Here is a 13,138-nt window from a genome sequence, read left to right as displayed (position 1 = left end):
GGGCGGGAGGTGTGGCAGGCATCCCTGAGGAGGGTGGCGTGAAGCGCAAGCTGATAGCCGCGATCGGTATCGCGGGCATGATGGTCTCCATCGCGGCGTGCGGGGGCAACGACGACAAGAGCTCTTCGAACAGCGGCGCCGACGCCAAGGAGCTGACCGTCTGGCTCACCGTCGACGCGCAGAACAACTGGCCCCAGCTGGTGGCCGCAGCGGACGCGGCCGTGAAGAAGGCGCACCCGGGCGTCACGATCAAGCACGAGTACTACGGCTGGCCGGACAAGAACACCAAGCTCGACGCGGTCCTCGCCACCGACAAAGCCCCCGACGTGGTCGAGATGGGCAACACCGAGATGCTGAGCTACATGGTCAAGGGCGCCTTCGCGCCGGTCGACCCTTCCAAGTTCACCAACTCCTCCGCCTGGCTCGACGGCCTCAAGGCCTCGGTCACCTACTCCGGCAAGACCTACGGCGTCCCCTACTACGCCGGTGGCCGCGTCGCCAACTGGCGCAAGGACATCGCCGCTTCGGTCGGCATCAAGTCCACCCCCACGACGTACGCCGAGCTGACCGCCGACCTGGACAAGATCCAGAAGAAGGAGGGCGACAAGTTCAGCGCCTGGTACCAGCCCACCCGTGACTGGTACGCGGCCATGTCCTTCGTCTACGACGCCGGCGGCGCCATCGCCACCCAGTCCGGGGACCAGTGGAAGGCCAGCCTCTCCTCGCCCGAGTCCATCAAGGGACTCAACGAGTGGAAGTCGGTCATCGACAAGTACATGCACGGCGACAAGACCAAGGACGAGTCCGACCGTTACATCGTCTACGGCCAGGGCAAGGCGTCCATGATCTTCGGCGCCGCGTGGGAGGGCGCGAGCGCGGCCGACCCGAAGGTCGACAAGACCGGCGGCAAGCTGAAGACCGACCTCGTCAACTTCGTGATGCCCGGCCCGTCCGGCAAGAACATGCCCGTGTTCCTGGGCGGTTCGGACCTGGCGATCCCGGTCAAGTCCAAGGCGCAGGCGCTCGCCGCCGAGTGGATCAACGCCTTCACCGGCCCCTCCGGCCAGAAGGGCCTGATGGCCAAGGGCAACCTGCCCAACAACAAGACCGACCTCGCGACGCTGAAGAACGACCCCGCGACGGCGGTCCCGGCCACCGCGGCCGAGTCCAACTGGTTCGTCCCGATGGCACCGGGCTGGGGCCAGGTCGAGAAGGCTCAGGTCCTGCAGACCATGCTGCAGAACATCGGCACCGGCAAGCAGTCGGTCGAGGACGCCGCGAAGGCCGCGGACGTAGCGATCGACAAGGTCATCAACACCAAGTGACCTGAGGGTGGGGCCCTGTTGGACACCCAGGTGTCCTCGGGGCAGGGCCCCGCCTCACGTACGGCCGTACGACCTGAGGGACCGCTGAGGAGCGCGCGATGAGTGCCGACACGACCACCCCCGCCAAGGTGCCGCCGCCGCGGCAGGCGCCCCCACCGCGCGCCTTGGGCGCACCTCGCAGAAAGCGGACGTCGAGAGGTACCGGGATCCCCTGGCTGCTGCTCGCCCCCTGTCTGCTCGTCCTCGCTCTGGTCATGGGCTATCCGCTGGTCCGCCTGGTCACGCTCTCCTTCCAGACCTTCGGACAGTCCCAGCTGTGGGGCTTCAAGCCCGCCGAGTGGGTCGGCTTCGACAACTTCTCCGGGATCCTCGGCGACAGCGAGTTCTGGGGCGTCGTCGTCCGCACGATCGTCTTCGCGGCGGGCTCGGTCATCCTCACGATGGTCGCCGGCATGGCCCTCGCCCTGCTCCAGCAGCGGGTCTCCGGCTGGATGAAGACCCTCATCAACATTGTCCTGGTGGCCAGTTGGGGCATGCCGGTCATCGTCGCGACCACCGTCTTCAAGTGGCTCTTCGACACCGACTACGGCGTCTTCAACGCGCTGCTCAGCAAGCTCCCCGGCGTCGACATGGTCGGCCACAACTGGTTCGCCAGCGGACCCCAGGGCCTCCTCGTCATCATGCTGCTGGTGGTCTGGGGCGCGGTGCCCTTCGTGGTGATCACCCTCAGCGCCGGACTCACCCAGGTCCCCCAGGAACTGGAGGAGGCCGCCCGCCTCGACGGCGCCGGCGCCTGGGGCGTCTTCCGGTACGTCACCCTGCCCATCCTCAAGCCGATCATCGTGATGCTCACGACCCTCTCGGTGATCTGGGACATGGGCGTCTTCCCCCAGGTGTTCGTGATGCGCGGCGGCCATCCCGAGGCCGACTTCCAGCTCCTGAGCACCTACTCGTACGACCGTGCCTTCGTCGTCAACGACTACGGACAGGGTTCCGCGATAGCCCTGGTCACGGTGGTGCTGCTGCTCGGTGTCGTCGCCGTCTACATGCGTCAGATGCTTCAGATCGGAGAGGTCGAATGAGCGCGCTCACGACCGACGCGCCCCGCAGGCCGACCGGCGGGCGCAAGAAGTCCAAGCTCGGCTGGAACCTCGTCGGCCTCCTCGTCTTCCTCGTCGTCGGCTTCCCGCTCTACTGGATGGTCGACACGGCGTTCAAGCCGGCCAAGGACGCCATCGACCCGGACCCGAGCCTGCTGCCCACCGGGATCACGCTCGACAACTTCCGCCGGGCGCTGGACATCGCGGACTTCTGGGGCCCGGTCGGCCGCAGCCTCATCGTGTCCCTGTCGGTCGTCGTGATCGGCATCGTCGTGGGCCTGCTGGCCGCGCTCGCCATCTCCCGCTTCGCCTTCCGCGGCCGCAAGATCGTGATCGTCGGCATCCTCGCGGTCCAGATGGTCCCGCTGGTCTCGATGATCATCCCGGTCTTCCTGCTGCTGAACGACCTCGACCAGTACGACAAGCTCTCCGGCCTGATCATCACGTACCTGACCTTCATCCTCCCGTTCACGGTGTGGACCCTGCGCGGCTTCATCGTCAACATCCCGAAGGAGCTGGAGGAGGCGGCCATGGTCGACGGCTGCTCCCGCACCGGCGCCTTCATCCGCGTGGTCTTCCCGCTGCTGGCCCCCGGCATGGTCGCGACCTCGGTCTACGGCTTCATCCAGGCCTGGAACGAGTACCTCTACGCCCTGATGCTGCTCAGCCAGGAGCACCAGACGGCGACCGTCTGGCTCGGCAACTTCACCACCAAGCACGGCACCGAATACGCCCCGATGATGGCCGGCGCCACGATGATGGCCGTGCCGATCGTCGTCCTCTTCCTCCTCGTCCAGCGCAAGATGGCCGCGGGTCTGACCGCCGGCGCTGTGAAGGGATAACGCCAACCGATGACGACATTCGCCAGCGGTACAGACACCCTGACGCGCGACGCACTCACCGTCCTGCAGCCCGGCTTCCCCGGCACCACGGCCCCCGACTGGCTGCTGCGGCGCCTCGGCGAAGGCCTGGCCTCGGTGGGCCTGTTCGGCCGCAACATCGCGTCACCCGAGCAACTGTCCTCCCTGACCGCCCAGTTGAGGGCCGAACGGGACGACGTGCTGGTCGCGATCGACGAGGAGGGCGGCGACGTCACGCGCCTTGAGGTGCGCACGGGCTCCTCCTTCCCCGGTAACCACGCGCTCGGCGCGGTGGACGACGTGGACCTGACGAGGGAGGTGGCCCACGAGTTGGGCCGCAGGCTCGCCGCATGCGGTGTGAACCTCAACTGGGCCCCGTCCGCCGACGTGAACTCCAACCCCTCCAACCCGGTCATCGGCGTCCGCTCCTTCGGCGCCGACCCCGAACTGGTCGCCCGCCACACCGCCGCCTACGTCACCGGCCTCCAGGCGGCGGGCGTCGCCGCCTGTACCAAGCACTTCCCGGGCCACGGCGACACCGCGGTCGACTCCCACCACGCGCTCCCGCGCATCGACGCGGAGTCGACGGTCCTGGAGCGACGCGAACTCCTCCCGTTCCGCGCGGCCATCACCGCCGGCACCCGCGCGGTGATGAGCGCCCACATCCTGGTCCCCACCCTGGACCCGGACCACCCGGCCACCCTCTCCCCGCACATCCTGACCGACCTCCTGCGCGGCCGGCTCGGCTACGACGGCCTCATCGTCACCGACGCCATCGAGATGCAGGCCATCGCCGCCACCTACGGCATCGAACGCGGCAGCGTCATCGCCATCGCCGCCGGTGCCGACGCCCTGTGCGTGGGCGGCGGCCTCGCGGACGACGAGACGGTACGACGGCTGCGCGACGCCCTGGTGAGCGCGGTCCGCGCGGGCGAACTCCCGGAGGAACGCCTGGCCGAAGCGGCGGAACGGGTACGGGGGTTGGCCCAATGGGCTGCCTCGGCCTCGGCCTCGGCCTCGGCCTCCGCCTCGGACGAAGGCGCCGTTCCCGCGGCGGACGTGACGCGCGTCGACATCGGCCTCGTCGCCGCCCGCCGCGCCCTCACGGTCACCGGTGCCGAAGGCTTCACCCCTCTCACCGAACCGCCCTACGTCGCTCTCCTCACCCCCGTCGCCAACATCGCCGTGGGCGACGAGACGCCCTGGGGCGTGGGTGTGGAGCTGACCCGGACGTTGCCCGGTACGGAGACGGGGAGCTTCGCCGGGGAGGCCGCGGGGGATGCGGTACTGGAGGCGGCGGGGACGCGGCGGGTCGTGGTCGTGGTCCGGGACGAGCACCGGCACCCCTGGATGGCGTCCGCCCTCGACACCGTGCTGGCCGCTCGCCCCGACACCGTCGTGGTCGAGATGGGCATCCCGCAGGCCGCCCCCCGAGGCGCCCTCCACATCGCCACCCACGGCGCGGCCCGAGTCTGTGGCCAGGCCGCGGCGGAGGTCATCGCGGGGAAGTGACCTCAGGTGATACGCCGGTGCCGGGCCCTCCACGAGGGAGCCCGGCACCGGTATGTACGCGTGCGGAACCCGCGCCTCAAATCCCCTGCCAGTCCGGCTTGTTGACGAACGTGTGCCGGAAATAGTCCGCGAGCTTCAGCCTGGACGCGGCACCCTCGTCCACCACGACCGTCGCATGCCGGTGGAACTGCAGCGCCGACGCCGGGCACACCGCGGCGACCGGTCCCTCCACGGTCGCGGCGACCGCGTCCGCCTTGCCCTCGCCGGTCGCCAGCAGCACCAGGTGCCGCGCCTCCAGGATGGTGCCGATGCCCTGCGTGATGACGTGGTGCGGGACCTGGCCCATGTCGCCGTCGAAGAAGCGCGCGTTGTCCACCCGCGTCTGCTCGGTCAGCGTCTTGATCCGGGTCCGCGAGGCCAGCGACGAGCACGGCTCGTTGAACCCGATGTGCCCGTCGGTCCCGATCCCCAGTATCTGCAGGTCGACCCCGCCGGCCTCGCCCAGCGCCCGGTCGTACGCCTCGCACGCCGCCTGCACGTCCTCGGCCGTCCCGTCGGGCCCGAGGAACGAGTCGATCCCGACCCCGAGCGGCTCCAGCACCTCACGGCGCAGCACCGAGCGGTACGACTCCGGGTGCTCGGCGGGCAGCCCCACGTACTCGTCGAGCTGGGCGATCCGCGCCCGCGAGGTGTCCACGGCCCCGGCGCGGACCTTGGCCGCCAGCGCTTCGTAGATGGGCAGGGGCGTCGAGCCGGTGGCCACGCCCAGCAGGGCGTCCGGCTTGCGCCGGAGCAGCTGCGCCATGGCCTCGGCGATCAGCTCGCCGCCCGACTTGGCGTCCGGAACGATGACAACTTCCACGCTGGGCCTGCCGTTCTGAAGTGAGCCATGTGGTTTAGACCAATCGTGGGTCAATCTAACAGAATCGGTACCGCCCTCCCAGAGTGATCCGCGTCCCACCGCCCCGCACGGGCGCCGCCGTGGAAGAAGGGGTGAAATGGACATCGCACCGCCGCCACGACCCACCTCCGGAGGACCCGCATGACCGCCACACCCCCGGCCCCCGACAGCGAACTTCCCGGCCGGATCATGGCCCGTGAGATGGCCGAGCAGCCGGCCGTCCTGCGCCGCATCCTCGACGAGGGCGCCCCGCGCATCCGGCAGGTGGCCCAGGACGTGGCCGCCCGCAAGCCCCGCTTCGTGCTGCTCACCGCCCGCGGCACCTCCGACAACGCCGCCCTGTACGCCAAGTACCTCCTGGAGATCCGCCTCGGCCTGCCCTGCGGACTCACCTCGATGTCGACCACCACGGCCTACGGCGCCCGCCCCGATCTGACCGACGTCCTCGTCGTCACCGTCAGTCAGTCCGGCGGCTCCCCGGACCTGGTCGCCTCGACCCGCGCCGCCCGCGAGGCCGGAGCGATCACCGTCGCGGTGACCAACAACCCGGACTCACCGCTGGCCGCCGTCTCCGAGTACCACATCGACGTCATGGCCGGACCGGAGAAGGCTCTCCCCGCCACCAAGACGTATACGGCCTCCCTGCTCGCGCTCTATCTCTTCGTCGAGGGGCTTCGCGGCGGCGACGGCGCCGCGGCCAAGGCGCTGCCAGATCTCGCCGAGCAGCTGCTCGCCCGCCAGGGCGAGGTCCGCACCCTGGCCTCCCGCTACCGCTTCGCCGAGCGCATGGTCATCACCTCCCGCGGCTACGGCTATCCCACCGCCAAGGAGGCCGCCCTCAAGCTGATGGAGACCAGCTACATCCCCGCCCTCGCCTACTCCGGCGCCGATCTGCTGCACGGCCCCCTCGCCATGGTCGACAACGTCTCGCCGGTCATCGCGGTCGTGACGGACGGCAAGGGCGGCGCAGCCCTCCAGCCCGTGCTCGACCGGCTGCGCGGCCGGGGCGCCGACCTGGTCGTCATCGGCCCGGCCGGCCAGGTCGAACAGGCCTCGGCCGGATTCGTCCTGCCCGTCGAGGGTGTCCCCGAGGAACTCCAGCCGATCCTGGAGATCCTCCCGCTCCAGCTCCTCGCCTACGAGGTCACCATCGCCCGGGGCCAGGACCCGGACGCGCCCCGCGCGCTGGCCAAGGTGACGGAGACCCGCTGAGCCTCCATGTACCGGCCATGGAAATTCCCATGACCAATCAGTCCCGCACAGGACCCGACACGGTTAGGCTTTCCAAAAGCCTTCAAGGCATGGACACCGAATGTGGTCTAGTCCACAATGTGTTAAAGGCGCAAGCCTCCGTCTTCCCCGCACAGGAAGGCGGACCGAGGAACCGGAGCTCTCTGCCCTGACTGCCCCGGGTCCTCATCCATCGGCCGATCGGGACCGCACACCCCGCGGCCGTTGCTGCTCCGGGCTGCGGTGCCGAGAGGGCTGAGGGTCCCTCTCAGGCGCCGCGGCCCGCGGGTGTTTTTAGGACAGGTACAGACCGGCGGGTACGCTCGCAGACGTGCCCTCCATGAACGAACTCGTACGCCAGCACACCGCACTCGGTGACTCCGACCTTGAGTGGCTGCACCTGCTGGTCTCGGAGTGGCAGCTGCTCTCCGACCTCTCCTTCGCCGACCTAGTCCTGTGGGTCCCCACGCGTGACGGCACCCGCTATGTCTCCGTCGCCCAGATGCGCCCGAACACCGGCCCCACCTCCTACCAGGACGACATGGTCGGCCACCTCGTCCCGCGCGGCCGCCGCCCCATGCTGGACGCCGCCCTCGACGAGGGCCGGATCGTGCGCGAGGGCGACCCGGAGTGGCGCGAAGAGGTCCCTGTCCGCGTCGAGTCGATTCCGGTACGACGGGACGGGCGCGTCCTGGGGGTCATCGCGCGCAACACCAATCTGCTCACCGTGCGCACCCCGAGCCGCCTCGAACTGACCTATCTGCAGAGCGCGTCGGACCTCGCCCAGATGATCGCGGCCGGTTCCTTCCCGTTCCCGAACCAGCAGGTCGACATGGACGCCTCGCCGCGCGTCGGCGACGGGCTGATCCGGCTCGACGGCGACGGCATCGTGCAGTACGCCTCGCCCAACGCCCTGTCCGCGTACCACCGGATGGGCCTCGCCACCGACCTCGTCGGCCAGCACCTGGGCGTGACCACCGCCGAACTCGCCCCTACCCGGGGCCCGGTGGACGAGGCGCTCGCCAAGGTGGCCAGCGGATGGGCGCCGCGCGAGTTCGAGATCGAGGCGCGGGACGGGGTGATCCAGTTCCGGGCGATCCCGCTCAAGCCCAAGGGCACCCGCATCGGTTCCCTGGTGCTGCTCCGGGACGTCACCGAACTGCGGCGCCGCGAGCGGGAGTTGATCACCAAGGACGCGACCATCCGGGAGATCCACCACCGGGTGAAGAACAACCTCCAGACGGTCGCCGCCCTGTTGCGCCTCCAGGCCCGCCGGATCGAGTCCGAACGCGGCCGGGAGGCCCTGGAGGAGGCCGTACGCCGGGTCGGTTCGATCGCGATCGTGCACGAGACGCTGTCCCAGAACCTGGACGAGCGCGTGGAGTTCGACGAGATCGCCGACCGGGTGCTCGCGATGGTCGCCGAGATCTCCCCGGGCAAGGTCACCGGCCGGCGCAGCGGCCGCTTCGGAATACTGGACGCCGAGGTCGCCACCCCGCTCTCCATGGTCCTCACCGAGATCCTCCAGAACGCCCTGGAGCACGGCTTCCGCGAGGGCGAGACCGGCACCGTCGAGGTCTCGGCGGTGCGCGGCGGCAGCGCGAAGGACGCCCGCCTCCTGGTCACCGTGCAGGACGACGGCGTAGGACTCCCCGAGGGATTCGACCCGCACCGCTCGGGCAACCTGGGCCTGCAGATCGTACGGACGCTGGTCGAGGGCGAGTTGGGCGGCACGTTCGACATGGTGCCGGGGCCGGAGCGGGGGACCCGGGTGATCCTGGATGTGCCGGTCGAGGCGCACAAGTGACGTACGGGGACGGGGTGTTCGGAGACGGCTTCGGGGACGGCAAAGAGCCCCGGATCATCAACTGATCCGGGGCTGCTCGCTCGTTGCTATGCGCATCGGGGGTACTGCGCGCTGCGGCTCGGGGGCGGGAGATGCGTACTCGCTGTACGCGCCGCCAAGCTCAGGCTGTTAGCAGGGTGGATGTCAGGCGGAGGCCTGACGGGCCCGGTTGCGAGCGGCGCGGCGCTTCATGGCGCGGCGCTCGTCCTCGCTGAGACCACCCCAGACGCCGGAGTCCTGGCCGGACTCAAGCGCCCACTGCAGACACTGATCCATAACGGGGCAGCGACGGCAGACGGCCTTGGCTTCCTCGATCTGCAGCAGCGCAGGACCGGTGTTGCCGATGGGGAAGAAGAGCTCGGGGTCTTCCTCGCGGCAAACGGCGTTGTGACGCCAGTCCATGGCTGCTACCTCTCCTTGGTATTACGTGCGGGTTGCTTGTGAATGTGAACGCTTTCACGAATCCCTCAACAAGTGAAGGGCCGTACGCCAGGTTCACTGGCGGGGTCCTGTGGATTGAAGAGGGGTTCCGGTGATCCGTGGAGGCCGGTGTTGCGGGCCGTCTCGATCGCCACGTAGAGACTCGCAAACCTCAGCGGCGGATACAACCCCTTCTGGAAAGTTTTTTTTGATTCCTCGGTGTCGACTAGGTCACAGCCGTACTTCCATGGGGTGGATCCTGGTCTAAACGTTCGAGTGAAAGGACTTCAGCCCTTTCTGCTCACACAATCACACGCAGTGCACGGCGTACGCCTGTGAACGTCACGCTCGTACGCAGTCCGAGGTGGTCGCCGTCCATCTGGAGGGGCAACGGGGCCTTCGAATGCAAGGTGAACTCGCTCAGGTCGTGCAGAGCCGCAGCGTGCTTGCCATGAGGTCCACGCTCGGGGGACGAAGTGAGCAACTGGGTGCCATACCGGGCAACCGCGGCGCTGGACAGGCGGGTGAGACCGAGTACGTCGAGGCCTTTATCGAACGACGCCTTAGGTGACGTGTACATCGGGCGATTGCCGAGATACGTCCAGGGCGAGGTGTTCGAGACTATGGCCACCACAAGATCCGTGACCGGATCCTCCCCGGGCTGCTCCAGCGTGATCGTCCCGTGCCGGCGGTGCTGTTCCCCGAGGAACTGCCGGACCACCTGGCGCACATACAGCGCGTGCGTGGACTTCTTGCCCTGCTCCCGCTGCTGCTCGACCCGCCCGACGACCCCCGCGTCGAACCCGAGCCCGGCGTTGAACGTGAACCAGCGCGACGGCACGGCCTCGTCCTCGGTGCCGGGTGTCCCGGAGGTCAGCCCGAGCCCGACCGTGCGCTCGCTGCCCTCGCGCAGGGCGTCGAGGATGGCGCCGGTGGCCTCCACGGCGTCGTTGGGCAGGCCCAGGGCACGCGCGAAGACGTTGGTGGAGCCGCCGGGAACCACCGCGAGACCGGGCAGGCGCTCCGGGTCCGGGCCGGTGTGCAGCAGGCCGTTGACGACCTCGTTGACGGTGCCGTCGCCGCCGAGGGCCACCACCAGGTCGACGTTCCCGCTCTCCGCCGCCTGCCGGGCGAGGTCGCGCGCGTGGCCCCGGTACTCCGTGGTGACGGCCTCCAGCTTCATCTCGCTGGCGAGCGCGTGGAGCAGGACGTCGCGCGTACGTGCGCTTGTGGTGGTTGCCGCCGGATTGACCACGAGAAGTGCACGCATGAGTTGCAGCGTACCTACTGAGGGGTACCCGTCCCATACCGAGGTAGGGGTTCGGTAAGAGGAGACGGCGTGAGCCTGAACACCTGGGGCCGTTTTCCGAGGGCTACCCTTCTGGGGTGAGCGCTGAGCAGACCCCCGCCCCGGAGACCGACGGCCCCGACGGACCCCGTCCGCGCCGGCTGACCTACGCGGCGGTCCTCGTCGCGCTGGAGGGTCTCGCGCTCGCCGTCGGCGGTGTGTGGATGCTCGTCCTGGGGTTCACCGGAGACCCGGACGACCGGCAGCAGGCCGTGACCGGAGGCGTGACCCTGGTGGTGCTCGCGCTGCTGCCGCTGCTCGCCGCGCGCGGACTGCTCGGCCGGCGCGGCTGGAGCCGGGGTCCGGCCGTCATCACACAGATCATGGCGCTGCCCGTGGCCTACAACCTGCTCCAGGCCGACAGCGTGGCCATCCCGGCCGGGATCGCGCTCGCCGTGGTCGCGATCGCCTCACTGGTGCTGCTGGTGAACCCGGCGACGACACAGGCCCTCGGAATCCGAGGGCCCGGCCGCCGTACCGAAGAGCCGAAGAGCTGACCTCCGGCTCGCTGTCCTACTCCTCGACGAGAAGCTTCTCCCGCAGCTGGGCCAGTGTCCGGGCCAGCAGCCGGGACACGTGCATCTGGGAGATGCCGACCTCCTGCGCGATCTGCGACTGCGTCATGTTGCCGAAGAAGCGCAGCAGCAGGATGCGCTTCTCCCGGGGCGGCAGGTCCTCCAGGAGAGGCTTGAGCGACTCCCGGTACTCGACGCCCTCCAGAGCCTCGTCGTACGCGCCCAGGGTGTCCGCGACCGCCGGGGACTCGTCGTCCGTGTCCGGGACGTCCAGGGACAGCGTGGAGTAGGCGTTCGCCGACTCCAGGCCCTCCAGGACCTCCTCCTCCGAGATGCCCAGCTTCTCGGCCAGCTCGTGGACCGTGGGGGAGCGGCCGTGCCGCTGCGAGAGCTCCGCCGTCGCCGTGGTCAGCGACAGGCGCAGCTCCTGGAGCCTGCGCGGGACGCGCACCGCCCAGCCCTTGTCACGGAAGTGCCGCTTGATCTCGCCGACGACCGTCGGGGTCGCGTACGTCGAGAACTCGACCCCGCGCTCCGGGTCGAAGCGGTCCACCGACTTGATCAGGCCGATGGTGGCGACCTGCGTCAGGTCGTCCAGCGGCTCGCCACGGTTGCGGAAGCGGCGCGCGAGATGCTCGACGAGCGGCAGGTGCATACGGACCAGCCGGTTGCGCAGCTCCGCGTACTCGACGCTGCCGCCATCGAGCGTGCGCAGCTCGATGAAGAGCGCACGCGCTCCGCTGCGGTCCTGGGGGTCGTGCCGGGTGCTCTGGGCACTCTGCACGGCCTGCGCGCCCGCCACGTCGTCCCGCTCGTGCTCGCTCATCGCCTGGTCCGTCGCCCTTCCCCGAGCTTTCGCCTCCTCCCCCACGCTCGACTGAGTCGGAGCGGGGGAACCCCCGGCAACAGGGGAGACCCCACCAATACGCACGGCACCGTCCTGCTCACGTTGACCGTCGTCCGTCACACCGGCCTCCGAGGGTTCGTCCTCCGGATGCGGCCGGGCCTGCTCGGGGATTCCGCCGCGGGGCACCAGGGGGCCGGCGTCCGCCGTACGGCTTGTTCCGACCGTGCCGCCCTCGGCCGGCAGCTCCCGTGTGCCGCGCTCTTCGTCCCGCACCGGCCCGTCCCCGTTCCTCACGCCGGCCCGGGTCCCGCGCCGCGCTGTTTGTAGAGGCTGATCGAAACGGTCTTGTCCTCGTCGACTGCCGATGAGACCTTGCCCGCGAGGGCCGAGAGCACGGTCCAGGCGAAGGTGTCGCGCGAGGGCGCGTGACCGTCCGTCGTCGGGGCGGAGACGGTGACTTCGAGCGAGTCGTCCACGAGGCGGAAGACACAGCTGAGCACTGAGCCGGGCACGGCCTGCTGGAGCAGGATCGCGCAGGCCTCGTCCACCGCGATGCGAAGGTCCTCGATCTCGTCGAGGGTGAAGTCCAAACGGGCTGCGAGGCCGGCCGTGGCCGTACGCAGCACCGACAGGTAGGCACCCGCAGCCGGCAGCCGGACTTCCACGAAGTCCTGGGTCGCGGGCTCGCCTGCGATCTGGGACACCCTCACCTCCAAGGTGGTACAAGCTCTTTCGGGGGCCCAGGGGTCGCCCCCCGGGGTAACGCGATACTTGGTTCAGCGGTGACGCTACCGCGCTCCGAACTTTCCTGTCCCCGGGACCCCAACCCCATGCTGTCACTCATAGTAAACCTACGGATACGCTCCGTGGCTAGGGGTCCTGCGGGCCCAATTGGGAAGAGCGCGCGCCGGGTTGACGTACCCACACGTCAGACGGTCGAACCGTCGAAACCGCCGGTCGGAATTACGAGGTCACAGGAGCACGTGGTCGACGAAGCACCAGCGCCAGCTCTCCCCGGGTTCGTAGGTCCGCATCACCGGATGCCCGGATTCCTTGTGATGTGCTGTCGCGTGGCGCAGGGGCGAGGAGTCGCAGCAGGCGACATGGCCGCAGTAGAGGCAGAGTCGCAGCTGCACGGGGTGGGTGCCGGCCGCCAGACATTCGAGGCAGGTCTCGCTCTGGGGCTTCGGTTCCGGGAGCGGCAGCGCGTCGGCGTGCGTGCACTGTTTCATGA

Annotated in this window: 13 protein-coding genes; 7 read left to right on the top strand and 6 right to left on the bottom strand. The window is 69.3% G+C overall.

Features of this window, described 5'->3' with window-relative positions; genetic code table 11:
• Positions 1 to 38: 38 nt before the first annotated feature.
• The 4 genes from ACIBJH_RS00575 (at position 39) to ACIBJH_RS00560 (ending at position 4,797) form a co-directional block, all read left to right on the top strand.
• A complete protein-coding gene (locus ACIBJH_RS00575) occupies positions 39 to 1,325 on the top strand; it encodes an extracellular solute-binding protein (protein ID WP_399114687.1) in 1,287 nt (428 codons plus the stop codon).
• Between the two features lie 98 nt (positions 1,326 to 1,423).
• Positions 1,424 to 2,407 carry a carbohydrate ABC transporter permease gene (locus tag ACIBJH_RS00570; protein WP_399114686.1) on the top strand — a complete coding sequence of 328 codons (984 nt, stop codon included), beginning with the start codon at positions 1,424 to 1,426 and terminating at the stop codon, positions 2,405 to 2,407.
• Positions 2,404 to 3,267 (top strand): carbohydrate ABC transporter permease, encoded by an 864-nt coding sequence (locus ACIBJH_RS00565; RefSeq protein WP_019072171.1) that lies wholly within the window; start codon positions 2,404 to 2,406, stop codon positions 3,265 to 3,267. Before ACIBJH_RS00570 ends, ACIBJH_RS00565 begins: the two co-directional genes overlap by 4 nt.
• A 9-nt stretch (positions 3,268 to 3,276) precedes the next feature.
• Positions 3,277 to 4,797: a glycoside hydrolase family 3 protein gene (locus ACIBJH_RS00560; protein WP_399114685.1), complete on the top strand. Its 1,521-nt coding sequence runs from the start codon at positions 3,277 to 3,279 to the stop codon at positions 4,795 to 4,797.
• 76 nt (positions 4,798 to 4,873) lie between these two features.
• On the opposite strand, the gene nagB is transcribed toward ACIBJH_RS00560, so the two are convergent.
• Positions 4,874 to 5,659 (bottom strand): glucosamine-6-phosphate deaminase, encoded by a 786-nt coding sequence (gene nagB, locus ACIBJH_RS00555; protein WP_399114684.1) that lies wholly within the window; start codon positions 5,657 to 5,659, stop codon positions 4,874 to 4,876.
• A 180-nt stretch (positions 5,660 to 5,839) separates the two neighbouring features.
• Between nagB and ACIBJH_RS00550 the strand changes: the two genes are divergently transcribed.
• Positions 5,840 to 6,910 (top strand): SIS domain-containing protein, encoded by a 1,071-nt coding sequence (locus ACIBJH_RS00550; RefSeq protein WP_399114683.1) that lies wholly within the window; start codon positions 5,840 to 5,842, stop codon positions 6,908 to 6,910.
• Positions 6,911 to 7,259: 349 nt separating this feature from the next.
• The gene (locus tag ACIBJH_RS00545) at positions 7,260 to 8,735 is read left to right on the top strand and encodes a sensor histidine kinase (RefSeq protein ID WP_399114682.1); all 1,476 of its coding nucleotides are present in this window, start codon (positions 7,260 to 7,262) and stop codon (positions 8,733 to 8,735) included.
• Between the two features lie 183 nt (positions 8,736 to 8,918).
• Here ACIBJH_RS00545 and ACIBJH_RS00540 read toward each other — a convergent pair whose 3' ends face one another.
• A complete protein-coding gene (locus ACIBJH_RS00540) occupies positions 8,919 to 9,176 on the bottom strand; it encodes a WhiB family transcriptional regulator (protein ID WP_006142322.1) in 258 nt (85 codons plus the stop codon).
• A gap of 319 nt (positions 9,177 to 9,495) precedes the next feature.
• A complete protein-coding gene (locus tag ACIBJH_RS00535; protein ID WP_399114681.1) occupies positions 9,496 to 10,464 on the bottom strand; it encodes a diacylglycerol/lipid kinase family protein in 969 nt (322 codons plus the stop codon).
• A 116-nt stretch (positions 10,465 to 10,580) separates the two neighbouring features.
• On the opposite strand from ACIBJH_RS00535, the gene ACIBJH_RS00530 reads away from it, so the two are divergent.
• A complete protein-coding gene (locus ACIBJH_RS00530; protein WP_399114680.1) occupies positions 10,581 to 11,039 on the top strand; it encodes a hypothetical protein in 459 nt (152 codons plus the stop codon).
• Positions 11,040 to 11,055: 16 nt separating this feature from the next.
• On the opposite strand, the gene ACIBJH_RS00525 is transcribed toward ACIBJH_RS00530, so the two are convergent.
• The 3 genes from ACIBJH_RS00525 to ACIBJH_RS00515 form a co-directional block, all read right to left on the bottom strand.
• Positions 11,056 to 12,177, bottom strand: a complete 1,122-nt coding sequence (locus ACIBJH_RS00525; RefSeq protein WP_399114679.1) for an RNA polymerase sigma factor SigF — start codon at positions 12,175 to 12,177, stop codon at positions 11,056 to 11,058.
• A gap of 17 nt (positions 12,178 to 12,194) precedes the next feature.
• Entirely contained in the window at positions 12,195 to 12,608 is a 414-nt protein-coding gene (locus ACIBJH_RS00520; protein ID WP_004925829.1) for an anti-sigma regulatory factor, read from the bottom strand.
• A 267-nt stretch (positions 12,609 to 12,875) separates the two neighbouring features.
• Positions 12,876 to 13,136, bottom strand: a complete 261-nt coding sequence (locus ACIBJH_RS00515; RefSeq protein WP_019072181.1) for a UBP-type zinc finger domain-containing protein — start codon at positions 13,134 to 13,136, stop codon at positions 12,876 to 12,878.
• Positions 13,137 to 13,138: the final 2 nt, after the last annotated feature.

The organism is Streptomyces sp. NPDC050548, from assembly GCF_044457385.1.
Taxonomy (GTDB): domain Bacteria; phylum Actinomycetota; class Actinomycetes; order Streptomycetales; family Streptomycetaceae; genus Streptomyces.
The sequence above is the reverse complement of the archived record's forward strand: the minus strand, read 5'-3'. Positions and strand labels throughout refer to the sequence as shown.